This is a genomic window from Sporolactobacillus sp. KGMB 08714 (assembly GCF_036598985.1).
Taxonomy (GTDB): Bacteria; Bacillota; Bacilli; order Bacillales; family Sporolactobacillaceae; genus Sporolactobacillus.
The window spans coordinates 58,661-75,968 of sequence record NZ_JAUUBW010000008.1 but is presented as its reverse complement, the minus strand read 5'-3'; the positions used below and the strand labels follow the sequence as shown (position 1 = coordinate 75,968).

16 protein-coding genes are annotated in these 17,308 nt (G+C 43.6%); 10 read left to right on the top strand and 6 right to left on the bottom strand.

Annotated elements, in window-relative coordinates:
- The first annotated feature begins 400 nt into the window (after positions 1–400).
- Together Q6A92_RS04695 and Q6A92_RS04690 are read left to right on the top strand one after the other, a co-directional pair.
- Positions 401–982, top strand: coding sequence for a TetR/AcrR family transcriptional regulator (locus Q6A92_RS04695; RefSeq protein ID WP_274401484.1), 582 nt, complete (start codon positions 401–403; stop codon positions 980–982).
- A 102-nt stretch (positions 983–1,084) separates the two neighbouring features.
- Positions 1,085–3,745: a YhgE/Pip domain-containing protein gene (locus Q6A92_RS04690; RefSeq protein ID WP_332237217.1), complete on the top strand. Its 2,661-nt coding sequence runs from the start codon at positions 1,085–1,087 to the stop codon at positions 3,743–3,745.
- Positions 3,746–4,023: 278 nt separating this feature from the next.
- Here Q6A92_RS04690 and Q6A92_RS20215 read toward each other — a convergent pair whose 3' ends face one another.
- A complete protein-coding gene (locus tag Q6A92_RS20215; RefSeq protein WP_443029685.1) occupies positions 4,024–4,128 on the bottom strand; it encodes an NUDIX hydrolase N-terminal domain-containing protein in 105 nt (34 codons plus the stop codon).
- A gap of 139 nt (positions 4,129–4,267) precedes the next feature.
- Between Q6A92_RS20215 and Q6A92_RS04685 the strand changes: the two genes are divergently transcribed.
- The 6 genes from Q6A92_RS04685 (at position 4,268) to Q6A92_RS04660 (ending at position 9,438) form a co-directional block, all read left to right on the top strand.
- Complete coding sequence (locus tag Q6A92_RS04685) at positions 4,268–5,053, top strand: DeoR/GlpR family DNA-binding transcription regulator (protein ID WP_332237216.1); 786 nt, start codon at positions 4,268–4,270, stop codon at positions 5,051–5,053.
- The gene (locus Q6A92_RS04680; RefSeq protein WP_332237215.1) at positions 5,046–5,690 is read left to right on the top strand and encodes an HAD family hydrolase; all 645 of its coding nucleotides are present in this window, start codon (positions 5,046–5,048) and stop codon (positions 5,688–5,690) included. The genes Q6A92_RS04685 and Q6A92_RS04680 overlap by 8 nt, the downstream gene beginning before the upstream one ends.
- A gap of 301 nt (positions 5,691–5,991) precedes the next feature.
- On the top strand, positions 5,992–6,870 hold the full coding sequence (locus Q6A92_RS04675) for a YdcF family protein (RefSeq protein WP_274401480.1): 879 nt from the start codon (positions 5,992–5,994) through the stop codon (positions 6,868–6,870).
- A 16-nt stretch (positions 6,871–6,886) separates the two neighbouring features.
- Positions 6,887–7,738, top strand: a complete 852-nt coding sequence (locus Q6A92_RS04670; protein WP_274401479.1) for a GntR family transcriptional regulator — start codon at positions 6,887–6,889, stop codon at positions 7,736–7,738.
- Between the two features lie 169 nt (positions 7,739–7,907).
- Entirely contained in the window at positions 7,908–8,642 is a 735-nt protein-coding gene (gene deoC, locus Q6A92_RS04665; protein WP_274401478.1) for a deoxyribose-phosphate aldolase, read from the top strand.
- A 73-nt stretch (positions 8,643–8,715) separates the two neighbouring features.
- Positions 8,716–9,438, top strand: a complete 723-nt coding sequence (locus Q6A92_RS04660) for a transaldolase (protein ID WP_332237214.1) — start codon at positions 8,716–8,718, stop codon at positions 9,436–9,438.
- A 279-nt stretch (positions 9,439–9,717) separates the two neighbouring features.
- On the opposite strand, the gene bla is transcribed toward Q6A92_RS04660, so the two are convergent.
- Both bla and Q6A92_RS04650 read right to left on the bottom strand, forming a co-directional pair.
- Positions 9,718–10,644 (bottom strand): class A beta-lactamase, encoded by a 927-nt coding sequence (gene bla, locus Q6A92_RS04655; protein WP_332237213.1) that lies wholly within the window; start codon positions 10,642–10,644, stop codon positions 9,718–9,720.
- 280 nt (positions 10,645–10,924) lie between these two features.
- Complete coding sequence (locus Q6A92_RS04650; protein WP_332237212.1) at positions 10,925–12,154, bottom strand: MFS transporter; 1,230 nt, start codon at positions 12,152–12,154, stop codon at positions 10,925–10,927.
- 324 nt (positions 12,155–12,478) lie between these two features.
- Here Q6A92_RS04650 and Q6A92_RS04645 point away from each other — a divergent pair, with 324 nt between their 5' ends.
- On the top strand, positions 12,479–13,249 hold the full coding sequence (locus Q6A92_RS04645) for a polysaccharide deacetylase family protein (RefSeq protein ID WP_274401470.1): 771 nt from the start codon (positions 12,479–12,481) through the stop codon (positions 13,247–13,249).
- Between the two features lie 919 nt (positions 13,250–14,168).
- A complete protein-coding gene (locus tag Q6A92_RS04640) occupies positions 14,169–14,369 on the top strand; it encodes a cold shock domain-containing protein (protein ID WP_274401542.1) in 201 nt (66 codons plus the stop codon).
- Between the two features lie 478 nt (positions 14,370–14,847).
- Here Q6A92_RS04640 and Q6A92_RS04635 read toward each other — a convergent pair whose 3' ends face one another.
- The 3 genes from Q6A92_RS04635 to Q6A92_RS04625 form a co-directional block, all read right to left on the bottom strand.
- Complete coding sequence (locus Q6A92_RS04635) at positions 14,848–15,807, bottom strand: alpha/beta hydrolase (RefSeq protein WP_332237211.1); 960 nt, start codon at positions 15,805–15,807, stop codon at positions 14,848–14,850.
- Between the two features lie 208 nt (positions 15,808–16,015).
- Positions 16,016–16,534: a thiol peroxidase gene (gene tpx / locus Q6A92_RS04630; RefSeq protein WP_332237210.1), complete on the bottom strand. Its 519-nt coding sequence runs from the start codon at positions 16,532–16,534 to the stop codon at positions 16,016–16,018.
- 180 nt (positions 16,535–16,714) lie between these two features.
- Complete coding sequence (locus tag Q6A92_RS04625; protein WP_274401467.1) at positions 16,715–17,155, bottom strand: MarR family winged helix-turn-helix transcriptional regulator; 441 nt, start codon at positions 17,153–17,155, stop codon at positions 16,715–16,717.
- Positions 17,156–17,308 lie beyond the last annotated feature (153 nt).

The following is a 17,308-nucleotide window of genomic DNA, read 5'->3' as shown; positions in this document are numbered from 1 at the left end:
TACTAACATTAATCCGGCAATCTGTCAAAGTGACGAACTGTCCTTTTTGATCGATCGGCGTGACCTGATATTTTAAATTTCCGGCCGATTACAAGATTAAAGGCAGGTATTTTTCCCGGATTGTCGATTTTCATGTTTCAGCACTTCCCAATATTAAATAGTGATGAAAAGCTGAAAATGTTTATAGAATTTCAAAATACTCCTAACATTCATTCCTGTACCTGCAGACAGAGTGGTATCGCTAAAAGTTGAAGTGCGCTGACAACAGTGTTTGTAGATGGGCACATGGAAAAATTACAGAGGAAATAATTTTCTTGCATGAAAGTATGCAATGTGGTAGCATCTTAAATGAAACTAAATGACCGAAATGTTCATTCGGTCAGAAACCGGTGATAACATGATGACTGCAGATCGAAAAGAGAGTATTACCCGAGCTGCGGAAAAAACCTTTGCGGCGTTCGGATACAAGGCAACGACGATGGATCTTGTTGCCCGGGTAGCAGGCGTCGGCAAGGGAACTATTTACACTTTTTACAAGAATAAGGAGGAATTGTTCTATGAAATCATGAATCAGTTCATCGAGAAGATTAGAAAAGTGGCAACGAACGCGATCCGGCCGGATGATGCTTTCTTTGATAATCTTCATCGTGCCTTGTTCCGGGTACTGGAGTTTCGAAAAGAACATCAGCTCTCGATCAAACTGACCCAGGAGATCAAGGAAATCGGCACGGCCCAGGCCAGACGGGCATTGGGTAATGTGGAAGACGCGATTCTCGACTTTCTGGTGGAAATTATCAAGGATGCCGAGAGAAAGGGAGACATTAAACCGTGCGATCCGACAGTAACGGCCTTTGTGATCCTGAAACTCTACATTACGCTGGTGTTTGACTGGGAGCAGCGCCATGAGCCGCTGACCAGCAGGGAAATTGCTGATCTGCTTGAACTTTATCTGGTCAGAGGGCTGAAAAAAATAGCGGGTTAGTTTTTTTTACTCTTGACTGACTAAATGAACGAAATGGTCATTTAGAACAATCCATGAATCGGGTCCTTATCTCGTTTTCAATCTGAAAGGGTGCATACATTGATGAATGTCATTCAGTTAATTTGGGCGGAATTGAAGACGATTGTCTCGAAGCCACACAATATTGTCGTGATGGTCGCCGTGATGTGTGTTCCGCTTCTTTATGCGGGAATGTTTCTTTATGGCTTCTGGAATGCCTTTGGCAAAACGGGCAATCTACCGGTGGCGGTCGTCAATCAGGACAATGGAACAAAAATTGCCGGCAAACAGATTCAGGCGGGCCATGACCTGGTGACTAATCTGAAGAAGAACCATGATTTTAAATGGCAGTTTGTCAGCGAAAAAGCTGCCCAGGACGGTTTTAAAAATAATCATTATTTTATGATCGTTCGTATTCCAGCTTCATTCTCAAAAAACGCTACGACACTGAGTGATAGCCAATTGAAGCCTGCGAACATCTATTATCGAATCAACCGCGATTACAACTTTATTTCCGGGAAAATGGCGGATGCCGGCGTTCAAAAATTGAAAACAAGCATCGCCAATGAAATCACGAAAACCTACGCAAAATCAATGTATACACAGATTGATCAGCTGACGAAAGGTCTGGGTACTGCTGCCAAGGGTTCGAACGACCTTGCCGGCGGCGGCAAGGCGGAAGTCGAGGGACTGAATCAGTTGAAAAGCGGCTATCAAACGCTGATGTCCGGAACAGCTGAACTGCAGAACGGCGCCGCCAGTCTGGCCAGCGGTGCTTCTCAGCTCAATACTGGAGCAGCTCAGCTTGCCGGCGGAGCATCGGCAGTCAGCAGCGGTGCCGGAAAACTGGCCAGCGGCGCAACTACCCTGAACAGCGGTGCCGGCCAGCTCAGGCAGGGGATCGGCCAGTATACCGGAGCCGTCGGCGGCCAGCTGCTTCCCGGAGCCAATCAGCTTTCGAACGGCCTGAACCAGCTCAACGGCGGTATTCAGAGCCAGAATCTAGTCGGTCAGGTCAGTCAGCTGAACAGCGGCATGCAAGAATTTAATTCCATTATTCAAGGCCTGCCGGGACAGATCAATAGTTCGATTGATCCGGCGGCGATTGGTCAGAGTGCAGTCAATTCAGCTATTTCTCAGGGCCTTTCCGGTCAAAGTAAAAAATCTGCTTCCGATCTTGCAACGGAAGTTACAGGTTCAATCGGTCAGTCCATTAGTTCTTCTGGAACGCAATCTGCCGTCAGCGCAGGCATTCAGGAAAATTCAGATGTTAAGACTTCTTTGGAACCTTTGTTCATTGCAATGGTTGAAAAAGAAAATCCAGGTATGACAGATGCGCAGGCAAAACCGTATGCCGACCAGGCAATGGCTAAGCAATTACCTGCTCTGGCCAATGCTATTGCTCAGAGTGCTACAGAATCGATCAGCGGCAACGTTAAGAATGATAGCTCTGCAATTGCGGCTGCTTTGCAACCATCATTGCAGCAATCTGCTGAAGATACAATCAGGACCACAGCATCTTCAACTGCTTCACAGATTAAAGATGGTATTGCTTCCAGCTTTACGCAAAAGGATCAGACAACGGGTCTGACTCTGAATCAGGCTTCGCAGCAGCTGGCTGATGGGACGTCGCAGCTTGCGGGAAACAATGGTGTTCCGCTGATCGCTTCAAGCGTCAGCCAACTATTAAATGGAGCGGGACAGTTGTCCGGCGGACTGAACACACTGAACGGAAACTCAGCGGCTCTGAATAATGGCGCATCCGCGGTGACAAGCGGCGCTTCTTCCTTGGCCGGCGGTGCTTCGTCACTGTCTAATGGATCGCAGCAGCTTGTCGGCGGCACCAATAAGCTCAGCAATGGTGCCGGTGCGCTGAGCAGCGGTGCAAACACCTTGGCTTCAGGGCTGAACAGTGCTGCATCCGGCCAGCAAAAACTGGCTTCCGCAACGAACCAGATAACCGGAGGAGCGCAGAAAATATATAACGGGAATGCGAAACTGGCGGGTAATCTCGCTGATGCGCACAGCCAGCTGGCGGATACGCCGACCAATGATGCCCATGCGACAAAGTTCTCTCAGCCCGTGACGTCGATTGATGCGTCGTATCAATCGGTCAGTACCTTCGGATCAGGCTTCACACCCTATTTCATCTGCATCGGCCTGTTCGTCGGTGCATTGCTGCTGACTATTATCTATGATCTTGGCAAGCCCGCCGGTTTGGCAACCGCCGGATGGAACATTGCATTGAGCAAGTATTTTATTACTATTCTGATGTCGGTCGGTCAGGCATTGCTTGTCGACCTGGCCGTATTGAAAGGCCTCGATCTGCAAGTTAACCATCCACTGACGTTTATCGGGTTCACGATACTGACAAGCATGAGTTTCATGGCGATCATTCAGTGGCTGGCCGGTTCCTTTAATAATGAAGGCCGTTTCATAGCCATAGTCATTCTGCTCTTTCAGCTGGTTACCAGCGGAGGAGCCTATGCAATCGAACTGATTCCGAAGTGGCTTCAGCATATTTCTCCGTTTTTGCCGATGACATATGGGGTCAACGGTTTCCGAAACCTGATCGACGGGAACCAGCATCAGATGCTCGTAGGAAATTCACTTGCCCTGCTTGTGTTCATATTGATTTTCCTGACCTTGAGCATTATCACCTTTTCGATCAAATTCCGCTTTGATCGTGTTCATAGCAAAGCGGCATATGTCTCTTCGGAGCCGGATATGGAAGACAATATGTAAAAAGTAAAGGGCATCGCTGTGAGACCGCAGACCGCTTCTCTTTTACGTAAAAGAGAAGCGGTCTGTTTTTTTCTGCGGCACGGATCAGTGCTTGACCATAATATTCTCTGGGTGTCAGACCTACTTCTGCATATCCTCCAGATTATGACCATTCTTTTGTTTCGGCATCTCCTAACAATAATATTTTGTTCTCTATCCGAATGTATGCTCTACCATTGATTTCAGGCGATGGGTGTCCTTCATTACAATCAACAATATTCTTGAGCTGATCGTAATTTTCATTTGCCTGTTAATTTTATCGAATTTGCTTTTAATTCTTCGTATCGTTCTTTATCAAAAGGGTCTCTTCCATCGTATAAACCAGCCTCTGCGAGTGCGGGCAGTCGTCGATACTTAATTAATTGCCAAAGTGATCAGATCTTTTCCGGTATTTTCATAAGAATTCAAATTAACCGTTTTAAGCCATTTTAAGTTATAATTTAATTATAGCTTAAAATGGCCTATTCAAACGGGGTGATTCAAATGATTCAAAAAGAACGATTGGCGTTAATCCTGTCAAAGCTTGAATTGGAAAAGGCTTTAAGTTTAAAGGAGATCATTGCTCTAACGGGTGTTTCAAGGGATACTGCCCGCAGAGATATCGTAAAATTGTTTGAGAATGATCTGGTGAAACGGACGTATGGCGGGATTACCCTGCCTAATTCGTTCAGGAAAATTGATAATTATTTAGAAAGAAGCTCTGAATTAAATAAGGAAAAACAACAACTGGCTGCTGCAGCCGGCAAACTGATTCAAGATGTTGGCTCAATTTACCTTGATGTATCGACGACTGTTAGTTTTATTCCTCATTACCTGAAAACGATGCAGGCAGGCAGCGAGTTGTTTGCAGCAACGAATTCAATTGATATAGCTGATCAGCTTCTTAGGGATACAGAATGCACGGTACGTATTCTGGGAGGCAATATAGATAGAGAAAAAAGGTGCGTAATTGGTACCAGGCCGCTTTCGGAATTAGATGACTATAAATTCGGCATGGCCTTTTTAAGTGCTGTAGGCATTGATTCAGACGGTGTTTACTATGCTTTTGAAGAAGATATTGATATGAAGAAGAAAATAAGATTGCAGACGGAAATCCTTGTATTATTAATTGATGCTTCAAAAATCAATCAGACTCACAAGTTCAGAGGATACGAATTGAGTGATATAGATATCCTTGTAACCAACAAACAATTACCTGATGGCTTAGTCAGCTTACTTAACCAATCAAGAGTCACTGTTGTCTATACGGAGGAGGGAGAGCATGATTAATACGCTCTTATTTGACGTGGATGGAACGTTGATTGATACCGAATATGTCGTGATCGAGTCATTGCAGAAAACCTTAAAGGAAGAATTGGGACTGACCATATCTGATAAAGAACTGGAATTTGTATTAGGAATTCCTGGTGATGCAGCTTTAGAAAGATTGATCAATTCGACGGCCAGGCAAAAACAACTGTTAGAAAAATGGAATCAAAATGTGATAAAATTGGCCGGTCGAGAAAAGCCTTTTATGGGTATACGTCAATTGCTTTCACAATTAAGTAAAATGGATTTAAAACTGGGAATTGTTACATCCCGAACAACTCAAGAAATGAAAGACGAAATCGATCGGTTTGGCATCACTCCATTTTTTGATAGCATCATAACAGCTTCCGACACGACAAAGCATAAACCTAGTCCGGAACCTATTCAGAAGGCATTGGAGGTTTTGAATGCCCGGCCGGAAGAAGCAATTTATATTGGTGACTCTATCTATGATATGCAAAGTGCTTATGGCAGCCAAGTGCTTTTTGCTCTTGCGAAATGGGGAGCAAAGGAAAATAATCAGCTGGCAAAAGCAAAAGTTATCTTAGAGACACCGGGAAGTCTGATACACTTTATTGAAATTAACAGTCAAAATTAGATCAGTAAAAAGGGCAGAGAGATATTATTTCTGCTCTTTTTATTGAACAACTTTTACATCGCTTTTCAGCCGATAAATGAAGTTTTGGTGCTAATGCGAGCAAACAGCTTTATTCAAACATAACATCCTTTGATGTGCTTTTGCTTAGTTGATGATCAGGAACAAAAAATGGGATGACATATTTTACGAAAATTTATTTGAAAGGACTGGAATGCCGATCTTATTCTTGACATATGTATCGTTTGTATGATACATATGAACTATCTAATTTGGTTACAATCATTTAAAAAGGAAAAATCTTATGAAGAAAAGAACATCGTACAATTTAGATAGAATTTTATTGAATCAAAAGGTGAAGATTTCTGAAGATCTACTCAAAGTTAAAAGGGTAAAATTTAAAAAAGATGTTTTGAGAGATGCTTTTAATCATATAGGTTCATTTCTGTCGTACAGAAATTATGAAAATCTGAATGCTGAAGCTTTAAAAAAGCAATTCGGAACTTTACAAGCAGATGTTTTACTTGTGCTTGGCAACTCAATTCCTTACACAGCTGAACTGGCTGCTAAATTGTATAAGAATGGCATCTGCAAAAAAATAATGTTTAGTGGAGGAGTTGGGCATTCAACGCCAATACTTAGGGAGAATGCCAAACAAAAGTATCCTTTTCTTAATGTGGAAAATAAAAGTGAAGCTTTTATTCTTGCAGAGATTGCTAAACAGCAGGAAAATATTTTGACGGAAGATATATTATTAGAAGAAAAATCTTCAAATACCGGGGAAAATGCATTATTTTCTTTAAACCTGCTTCAAAATCAAAATATATCTCATAATAGCCTGATTTTGATACAAGACCCTCTTTTGCAGTTAAGAAGTTTTGCAACTTTGCAGCATTATTTCTCAAATAGCAAAATAAATATATTAAGTTTTTCACCATTTATTCCTTATCTGAATGAACAGTTTAATTTTGCCAGTCAGAGTGAGATATGCGGCATGTGGTCACTGAAGCGGTTTATTGAACTTATTATTGGCGAAATTCCAAGGTTGCGCGATGATAGATATGGGTATGGACCATGCGGTAAGCATTACATGATTCATATTGACATTCCCCCACGAATTGAGGAAGAGTACAGTTTAATCTTAAAATCATTTCCTGATTCTAGAAAACGGCGTCTGATCTGAAAGCGGACAGGTATGATTGTCCATTGAAATAAATATGAAACATGGGGATGAAAATTTGGATATTAATTATTTTAAAAATACATTTCGCTTTTCTACAGACAATAATATTCCTTTATACGAACAGTTGGCATCATATATAAAAATTCAAATACAGGCAGGCATTTTAAAGCCCGGCGATCAAATGATTACAGAAAACAGTTTATGCGAAGCGCTGAATATTAGCCGGACAACTGTGCGCCAATGCATGAATCGTTTGGTAGAAGAGGGACTGCTTATTCGACAACGAGGCAAAGGTTCTTTTATTGCCGATCAAAAGTTCAAACGCAATATAGATTATTTATATAATTTTACGGAAAATATGCGCAGTATTGGCGCTATTCCGACTTCTATTGTGTTAACAAAAGAGGTAATTAGTATAACAGATAGCCGAATGGTTGAATTGTTACAATTACCAAAGGCTAATCCAAAGGCATTTCATCTTATTAGATTACGTTGTGCTAACGGTGAACCCCTTCTTCTTGAAAACACATATATTCCATATTATCTATGTAATGAAATTGAAAGATTCGACTTTCAATCAGCATCTTTATATGATACATTAAATAATCAATATGCACTCAATTTATATCACGCATCTGAAACAATTGAATCCATTATAATTAAAGAACGGGTTGCTCATCTGTTAAAATGTAATCCCAACATTGCCGGGTACAGGATTGAACGAATTTCACACTTGGATTCCGGTTATGTTTTTGAATTAACGACTTCAACGACTAGAGCAGATAAATGCGTATTTCGTTTGGAATTATATAAAAAGACAGCTTCAAGCAAAGGCAAGTTGGATTTCCAGCGCAGTTTGTCTATATAAAGTCTAAAGAAGATTGTCTAGAATAAAAATTCTAGGCAGTTTTTTTATACTTAAAAACCGATTTATTTAGAAAAATGGACTTGATTTATTGCAATCAAGTCGTTAACATCATAAATGTATGATACAAATCATACAAAAAAATATCCCGCATATTAGGAGGCATTAAATGATGAAGCCAACAAAAAAAGCAAATGAAATGACAACAAAGGAGCTGGCGCGTTATATTGATCAGTCTGTGCTGAAACCCGAATTCACACAGGAGGATATTCGCAAATATGCGCAGGAAGGCATTGATTTTGGCTGCGCCACCATCTGCATCAACCCTGCCTCCCTGGACTTGGTTTCCAAAATGGTCGAGGGTACCGAGACGGGTATTTGTGTCGTCTGTGATTTTCCCTTTGGGCTCTCCACTACCGAATCCAAGGTTCTGCAGGCAAAAGAGTACTGCAGCAAGTACAAAATTCAGGATTTGGACATTGTTTCAAACTATGGCCAGTTGCGCAGCGGCAATGACGATTTCGTAATCAACGACATCAAGCCCGTGGTCGATGTTTGCCACCAGTACGGCACCAATGTCAAGGTCATCATCGAAACCGACGCCTTGGACGAAGAACAAATCAAGGAAGGTACCAAGTGTGCCATCGCTGCTGGTGCAGATTTTATTAAATCTTCAACCGGTTTCTTTACCGGTGGCCCCACCAGCGGTGCGACGGCAGAAGTGGTTAAGACTATGATTGAGGCCGGCAAGGGCAAAATTAAGGTCAAAGGCTCGGGTCACATCCGTACACGCGAGCATTTTCTTGAACTCATTGATATGGGGATCGACCGCATGGGAGTTGGATTTAATTCTACTCCGATTGTTTTAAATATAAAAAAAGGAAGCAAGATTAGATCCGATCAATAAACCGGCCATCGATGAACTAACTGAGAATCCGGATGGTTTGTGAATGATCATCAAAAAAAGGAGCGATCAACAGATGAGCAATTTAAACTTAAATGTGAAAATTTATGCGGATGGGGCCGTCATTAGCGATATGCTGGCTGCTTACCGGACCGGTTTTGTTTCCGGATTCACAACCAACCCGAGTTTAATGAAGAAAGCGGGCGTGACGGACTATGTCGCGTTCGCCGCGAAAGTGGTCCGGGCGATCCCGGATCTCCCGCTTTCCTTCGAAGTGTTCGCCGACGACTTCGCAACGATGGAGAAAGAAGCGGAAAAAATCCAGGCATTGGGGAAAAACGTCTTCATCAAAATCCCGATTACGAATACGAAGGGCGAATCGTCCGTGCCGCTGATTCAGAAGCTGGAGGACCAAGGCTATTCGCTCAACGTGACGGCGATCTTCACGACAAAACAGGTGGAAGAGACCGTGGCGGCGCTCAATCCGGACGTTGAAAATATTGTCTCCGTCTTTGCCGGGCGGATCGCCGACTCGGGGGCGGACCCGATTCCTTATATGAAGAAAGCCGCCGGGATCTGCCGGACGAAAAAGGGAGCGAAGCTGCTTTGGGCCAGCACCCGGGAAGTGTTCAACGTCTATGAGGCCGACCGGCTCGGGGTGGACATCATCACCTGCCCGCCCGCCGTCATTGAAAAGCTGAAGAGGGTCGGCAAGACGCCGGAGCAGTTATCGCTGGACACGGTGATCGGCTTTAACCGGGACATTCAGAAATTAGGCTTCTCCATTTTAACGGAATGAACGCCCGCCGGATGGGCCGGAAGGGAGCCTGAATCGGCCGATAGAGCAGTGAATTTGGCCGGAAGGGGGTCTGAATCGGCCGATAGAGCAGCGAATTTGGCCGGAAGGGGGTCTGAATCGGCCGATAGAGCAGCGAATTTGGCCGGAAGAGGAGACAATCTGGCCGGGGTGAGACCATTCATATGATCGAAAAGATGATCTCTTGCTTGGGATCATCCTTTTTTGGTACCGACGCCCTCGGGGAAAAAGCATTTAAGGGGACACTCATAGTTAGCCTGTTCACTTCAGAGCGTCAAGTGTGGCTTTGGCAGCTTCTGCGATAAGCGCATTGTCATAGGTGGCATCTTTCGTATTGCGGGTGGACAGAATGGCGATGATAATAGGCGCTCTGTTCGGCGGCCAAACGATGGCAATGTCGTTTCGCGTGCCATAGCCTCCGGCCCCGGACTTATCACCGGCTTCCCAGCCTTTTGGTACGCCGGCGCGGATCAGTTGGTCCCCAGTACTGTTTCCACGCATCCAATCCGTGAGGAATTTACGTTTATCAGTTGGGAGCACATGGCCAACCGTGAAAGCCTTAAGGTCGGCAGCAAGCGCTTTTGCTGTACTTGTATCACGGATGTCTCCCGGAGCAGCTTCATTCAAATCTGTCTCGAAGCGATCAGCTTCGGTCGTCCTATCGCCTATTTGTCTAAGGGCCTTTTCAAATCCATCAGGACCGCCCAGTTTCTTAAGTAAAAGGTTTCCTGCGGTGTTATCGCTGTAGCGAATGGCAGCCTCGCAAATTTCCTCAAGAGTCATACCGGTATCCACATGTGCCATTGTAATTGGTGAATACGTAACCAGGTCGTCCTTAGTATAGGTGATGATTTTGTTTAATTGGTCAATTGAGTTTTGCTGCAGTACTGCTCCTGTAGCTAAAGCCTTGTAGGTAGATGCGTAAGCAAATCGCTCATTGGGCCGATAGGCGACTTTCCGGTTTGTACCGGTGTCGATAGCATAGACTCCGAGCCGGGCATCAAATTTGCTCTCAAGTTGTGCGAACTCGCGGTCTATATGGGCTGGTATTTTCTTGACCGCTCTGTTGGGCCTGTCAGCAGGTTTTTTGGCGGTCATCGACCAGCCGGCGAGGGGCAGAATGGCAATCACTAGCAAAAGCAGGGCCGATATAATATGCTTGCTGAAATTATAATGTGTTTTCTTCAAGACCTTAACCCCTTTTCTATTAATAATAGATGTCTTTAAAATAGAATAAGCGTGTTTAAACATTATGGCCTGAAGCAAGACGCTGTGAAGAGTATGAAATTGCTTTGTTTCACGTAAAAAATAACGACTCCCTCGCCTGACATGAAAACAGGGGCGGAGTAAAACTTACGGGCAATATTTTAACAAATGAAGCAGTACCATTCAGATAGGCCCATCCTTTTTTGAATAGGCAGGCTATCCCCAAAGGGGAAAAGCCGATAAAATAAAGATTCATCGGAAATTAAGTTGCGGCTGTTTGTGATCGACGAATTTCCGGTATTAGCCACCATACCAGAATGAAATTGATTAACATCAACATGGCAGTGGAGATAAAGACCGCATTATAATCAAAAGCCCCGGCGATGATACCGCCAAGAAGTGAGCCCAGCATATTCCCAAGGGCCTGAAAAGATTGATTCCAGCTGAAGATAGTTGATGTCATTGCCGCTGGTGAATTTTTAGTCAGCAGAGTCTGTATTTCAGGGAACAAAGCACCATCGGAAATCCCGATCATTAGGCGCAGCAGGGCGAGCAGCCAAATGCTGTGGACGAATCCTTGCGGTAAATACATGACTGTGGCGAAGATATAGCCGAAAATCAAGACACGGCCGGAACCATGGCGATCACCATATCGTCCGAGCGGCGGTGACGCCACAATATTAGAAATCCCTGGAAGTGCGGCAATGAGTCCGGCTACTATCGTAATCGGGCCGACATCATGCATTAATTCCTTGACATACAAACTGATAATCGGTGAAATGGAGACATTGCCGAACTGAACGATCAGCGTCGAACAAAACAACACGATGATCAGCTTAGGATTAGGAAACATGGCTAATGGGTTACGGTGCCTGGATTGCTGCTGCGGGTGTTTCACAGGCCGAAAGTTTTCCTGGACGCAGAAGTAACTCAAAAGGAACGTCAGGAACAACAGCCCGGCGGTAATGAAAAACGTTAATCGAATAGAAAAAATTTGCGCCAGCGTGCCGCCGATCACCGGGCCTAGAAGTATACCGCTGGTGGCCCCGGTCATTAATGTACTTAGCGCGGCGCCGCTGTGTTCTTTGGGTGTCTGCCCCGCTACCAGAGCCTGAGCATTTGAAATAAATCCGGCAAAGACACCTTGCAGTGCCCGAAAAGCAACCAGTTCCCAAACGTGGGTGACCGTGCCCATTAAGGCCATAACTACGGCAGTTCCCAGCGATGCGCGCAGCAACATAATTTTGCGCCCCTTGCGATCAGCTAATATCCCCCAGAGCGGTGAGGCAAAAGCCATCACCAAAAAGTTGGCGGCGTAGACCAGACCGCTGTAAAAGGTCACTTGCTGCTTTGTAAAATTACCTAAACTGTTAACGTATAAAGATAAAAAAGGCATGATTTCGCTGAAAGCCATACTGGCAATAAATGTACAAAACCAAAGCACATGAAGATTTCGATGCCACGATTCTTGATTTTTTTCAGTTTCATCCAACAGACCTCGCCCCCTCAGTTTAATGCCTGTTTAATGGTTCCGTTTACGACACGTGAGGCTTAGAAATGATCACATAAAATTGATCATAAACCCAATTATGGATTATCTCAATTTTTGTGTATTATTTAATTTCCAGCATTCGCTGTTGCCAGGATTCATTAGACGGCACAATAAAGTAAGATCGAATACCGGATGATGGGACACTTTCGTATTATTTTTTAATGATCATCGTCAGTAATTGCTTTAGATGAATGCCACATTTTACGACAGAAAACAGGGCATAGTAAGGAGATGTAAGTTAGAACTTATCTGGGGATGAGAAATGTGCGATGGAATAATGATTGGATGCGTATGGCAATCATCGTCTTAATATTTTTCAATTGTTGCTTTATCAGGCCGATTAACTCTTTTGCAGCCGGCAGACAATATAAGATGAGCGGAGGAATTCCTGATCCTGTTTATAAAATGAGCGCTGTTGGCAGAAAGAAAATTTGTTATTTAACCTTTGATGACGGTCCTTCAGCATTTTCCAATAGAATAATGGATCTGTTGGACCGTTATCATGCCAAAGCAACTTTTTTTGTACTCGGTCCCAATGTTATAAAATACCCCCAGAGCGTCAGGCGTATGGCAAGGGAAGGATTCACCATTGGACTGCATGGTATCAGCCATGATTATAAAAAGTTATATCGTTCAGAGGAATCACTGGTGGGAGAAATGAAAGAGGATCAAAAAATCGTCAGACAAGCAGCCCATATTACAACGCCGTTTATTCGTGTACCGTATGGCAGCTATGTATTTATGAAAGCGCCTTATTACAAGGCAGTCACTCGAAATGGATTTATCATGTGGGATTGGAATGTCGACAGTCAGGATTGGCGATATAGAGATCAGCGATTTGTTCAGCGGACGATTCAACAAATTCAAAGACTTGAGGAGAAGAAACAAATACCGGTTATTCTGCTTCATGATCGTGCTACGACTTATCAGTCTTTTGAATTATTACTTCAATACTTACAACGCCAAGGGTATCAAATGAAACGCATCAATGCCTCGATGCACCCTTTGCAGTTTCCTAAAAGGGAACATAGCTGAAGTAAGATTTAAATGGCTGCGAAAGGTTTATTAAAAAAGGCTCTCCGATGCAAGATGGTAAAGTTATTGAAAATCCTTTTATTAAGGAATTTTTAATGCCTATCCCAGTACACTTTTGCGAAATTTGAGGGATAAAATCTGTGTTTTAATGGAAAAATAGTATGGCAAAATTAAATCCCGAAAAACTTTGACCCTTCATGTGTGTTTTAAAGTATATTTTTAAAAAGGAGCTGTATCAATATGTCTGGCGTACTTTTTATAAACCAGCCTTAAAACGGGCATGTTCATCCGGCACCAGGCTTGGTTGATGAATTAGTAAGGAAGGAGGAACAAGTGAATGATTTTTGCTCTGAAAGATATAGAACAAAGAATAGAGAGGCAGGCACTACATTTAAAGGCTATGATGAAACCGAATTCTATTCAGGCAATTTAGTTTTATATTCACTGGTCCGCCAATTTATGACAGGAAAGAAAAGATCGATTTTCGTTTCGATAAATCAGCGGATAAAAAAGTGGAGTATATCTCATTAGGTATGGTGCACAGGCAATAAACTTTATGATATATTTTCAAAACATTTGCTGAGGCCGATGCTGTTGTAGTTATGACATTTTAATGAAAACTTGACGTGGCTGCAGAAATGGTGTAATATGGCTTAAGCAGTGAAGGGATTTCAAAGAAGATGAGTCTTAGCTGTTCGTTCTATTTTAATGATTTCAGTATGATGAAGTATAGCATTCATAATTCTCATGTTATAAAGAGGTTATCAGTGTGCAGTACCTTTGTTGATACTTCTCTATAATATGTGAATTTTTTATTTTCCAGCGATAATTCGGCCGATTATGCACCGCGCAGATCTAAGCAGGGCGATCGCTTCGGGGTAAAACGTACGCATATCAAAATTTTTAATCAGGAGTGATTATAGTGACAGGCAGCGTAAAATGGTTTAACGCAGACAAGGGTTACGGATTCATTGAGTCGGAAGGCAACGATGATGTATTCGTACATTTCAGCGCCATTCAAGGCGACGGATTCAAATCGCTGGAAGAAGGCCAAAAGGTTGAATTCGATATTGTTGAAGGCAACCGCGGCCCGCAGGCAGCTAACGTCGTTAAGCTGTGATTAAGATGATTTAAGAAAAGAGGATGTCTTTAAAGTCAGTTTTCTGACTGAGACATCCTCTTTTTTATATTATATTAAGCCCGGCATGGTGATGGAATTCAAAACTCGAGGATGAAATTTGATTTAGTTAATGCATAATAAAATGACCTTTACTTTACATCCTTACATGGACATCCCCTAAAGAGATGCAAGATAAAAATTTACGGATTTCTGAGGCTTCGGCAAAACCGTTAGTGGGGCCGGAGCGGCGCATGGTGAGGACTCATAGCCGACATTTTACCGGTCCAGACGACCGGGCGTACATGGATTCATAGCTCCTTTTTATCATTTAAGCAGGCAATAACATAAGGCGTATGAGCGGATGCGGTGACACCTTGGCAAAGGTGTCACCCTTTGTGCACCGGAACATGTTGTAGAAATCTAATAAGCCGCAGCAAAGTGCTGCAGCTTAACATGTCATTTAATCTTGTGCGGATTTTTATGATTCACGCAGCCAGGCCTTAGCGAGCAAAAGTGCACCTTTGGCGGCATTCGTATCCGCCAGGTCGTTGAGCATGACAAAATCATGAATAATACCTTGAAAACGAACGGCCGTCACCCGGACACCCGCTTCTCTGAGTTTATTAGCATAGGCTTCCCCTTCATCCCGAAGAACGTCGGCTTCGCCTGTAATAATCAGCGCTTCAGGGAGCCCCTTTAGTTGCTCAATCGTTGCCCTTAGCGGTGAAGCAGTGACTTCCGATCGTGCGTTTGCATCCGTTGTGTACTGATCCCAGAACCATTGCATCCCGTCACGGCGGAGGAAATAACCTGTGGCAAATTCTTTATATGATTCCGTATCAAACGAAGCATCGGTCACCGGATAGAACAGCAGCTGTTTCTGGATCGAAGCGCCGCCCCGCTGTTTTGCCATTAATGTGATCGCTGCACTCATATTTCCGCCCACACTGTCTCCGGCAACGGTAATCCTCTGAGCATTCAAACGATAGTCATGGCCGTTTGCCACAATCCAGTCTAATGCTGTATAGATTTCTTCAAGGGCTATCGGGTATCTGGCTTCCGGCGAGAGACTGTAATTCGTGAAAACAACAGCCGAATGCGAGCCGACAGCGAGTTCACGAATCAGACGATCATGGGTATGCGCGCTGCCGAATACCCAGCCGGCGCCGTGCGTATAAAGGATCACCGGCAGCGTCTCATCAGCATATTGCGGCCGCACGATGCGAATTGATACTTCTCCTTTAGGCCCGCCTTCAATCTTCAGATCTTCAATATCAGCAGGCAATTTTTTGACAAATCCGGATTGCACCTGCTCAACGGCTTCCCGCCCTTTTTCCGGACTCAAATCAAACAGATACGGCGGATTGGCTGTCGCCTCGACAAACTTTTGCGCTTCCTGCTCAAGAATCGGTTGGGTCATCTTTTTTGACTGCCTCATTGGAATCAATCTCCTTTTTGATTTTGATGGCTGTGATAAAATCAGAAAACCTCAGACAGGAAAACCAGCCTGGCCGCTTACAGATTCCGCTTGCCGGATTCCTGACTTGGACACGGAGCCCGACCCGCGGCCCTAACTGCTGACCAACCTGTTGATCCATTAGAGACTGACCTGCCGGACAGAATATATCCCCTCGAAACACCGATTATCAGATTAAAGATTTTATAGCCTGCAAGGCCCCTTCGTAATTCGGATGATTGGTCATTTCTTTGACGTATTCGACATAGCGGATAATGTCATTCTCATCAATTATGAAAATCGAACGCATATCCAATTGCAGTTCTTTAATCAGCACGCCGTAGGCACGGCCGAACTCACGGAACTTGTAATCGGTCAGCGTGACCACTTTATCAATGCCGGCAACGGTGCAGAAGCGATCCTGAGCAAACGGCAAATCCACTGATATCGTCAGAACGGCCACGCGGTCGCCCAGTTTTGCCGCTTCTTCATTAAACCGACGTGTTTGAGCATCACAGACTTTGGTATCCAATGAAGGGACGACGGAAACAAGTTTGACTTTGTCACTGAAATTCTTAAGGCCCACTTCCGTAAACAGGTCTTTATTTACTTTGAAATCCGGTGCATGATCACCCGCCTTCAATTCGGGTCCAATTAATGTGATCGGATTTCCTTCGATTGTTGCTGCCCCTGTACGTTCTTCTGCCATACGAAACGCCCCCCATAATGAAATAGTTATACAGATTTTTTAAACAACAAGCCGACAACATTAATTTCCGGCAGTCACCTCCTTAAAGGATATAGATTGTTTAAAATTATATTGTGCACAATATATATGGCTAAAAATTTTATTTATTAACGAGCTGTACAAAATTATGAAGACAGCTTTTTATGACGGGCTGTTTCGCAAGATGGCCCTGGTCAGTCCCTTGATCGTTTCGTTCAGTTCCTTTATTTCTTCTGCGGACTTGCCGCTCGATTCAAGCAGCGATAATGGAATGCAGGCGGCTTTTTCCCGCAGCGCGCTGCCTGTGTCCGTCAGTTTTACATTGACAACTCTTTCATCTTCTTTTGAGCGTTCCCGAATGATCAAATGATTCATTTCCATTCGTTTCAAAAGCGGTGTCAATGTTCCCGAGTCTAAATCGAGAGCCATGCCCAGGCCCTTGACGGTGCTCTCATCTTTTTCCCACAAAACAAGTAAAACAAGATACTGCGGGTACGTGATGCCCATGGTTTTCAATTGTGGGTGATACATTCTCAGAATGGCCCGCGAGCAAGCGTATAAAGAGAAACAGAGATGATCCTGCAAATAAAAAACTTTATCCAACTTAATCCCTCATTACATATTTAGCAGTTATTTAATTTCGTTAAATTAAATTGTTCACAATAAGATTATAAACAATAGCAATGTCCATTGTCAATTATTTTACGCTTAAGCCCGGATACCATGAACATAGATTTATGTGTATTGGTCATGAAT

What these genes read in the sequence shown, in the direction of transcription:
- Q6A92_RS04695 (WP_274401484.1), top strand. Translation starts at nt 401, where the DNA reads ATGACTGCAGATCGAAAAGAGAGTATTACCCGAGCTGCGGAAAAAACC.
- Q6A92_RS04690 (WP_332237217.1), top strand. Translation starts at nt 1,085, where the DNA reads ATGAATGTCATTCAGTTAATTTGGGCGGAATTGAAGACGATTGTCTCG.
- Q6A92_RS04685 (WP_332237216.1), top strand. Translation starts at nt 4,268, where the DNA reads ATGATTCAAAAAGAACGATTGGCGTTAATCCTGTCAAAGCTTGAATTG.
- Q6A92_RS04680 (WP_332237215.1), top strand. Translation starts at nt 5,046, where the DNA reads ATGATTAATACGCTCTTATTTGACGTGGATGGAACGTTGATTGATACC.
- Q6A92_RS04675 (WP_274401480.1), top strand. Translation starts at nt 5,992, where the DNA reads ATGAAGAAAAGAACATCGTACAATTTAGATAGAATTTTATTGAATCAA.
- deoC (WP_274401478.1), top strand. Translation starts at nt 7,908, where the DNA reads ATGAAGCCAACAAAAAAAGCAAATGAAATGACAACAAAGGAGCTGGCG.
- Q6A92_RS04660 (WP_332237214.1), top strand. Translation starts at nt 8,716, where the DNA reads ATGAGCAATTTAAACTTAAATGTGAAAATTTATGCGGATGGGGCCGTC.
- Q6A92_RS04635 (WP_332237211.1), bottom strand. Translation starts at nt 15,807, where the DNA reads ATGAGGCAGTCAAAAAAGATGACCCAACCGATTCTTGAGCAGGAAGCG.
- tpx (WP_332237210.1), bottom strand. Translation starts at nt 16,534, where the DNA reads ATGGCAGAAGAACGTACAGGGGCAGCAACAATCGAAGGAAATCCGATC.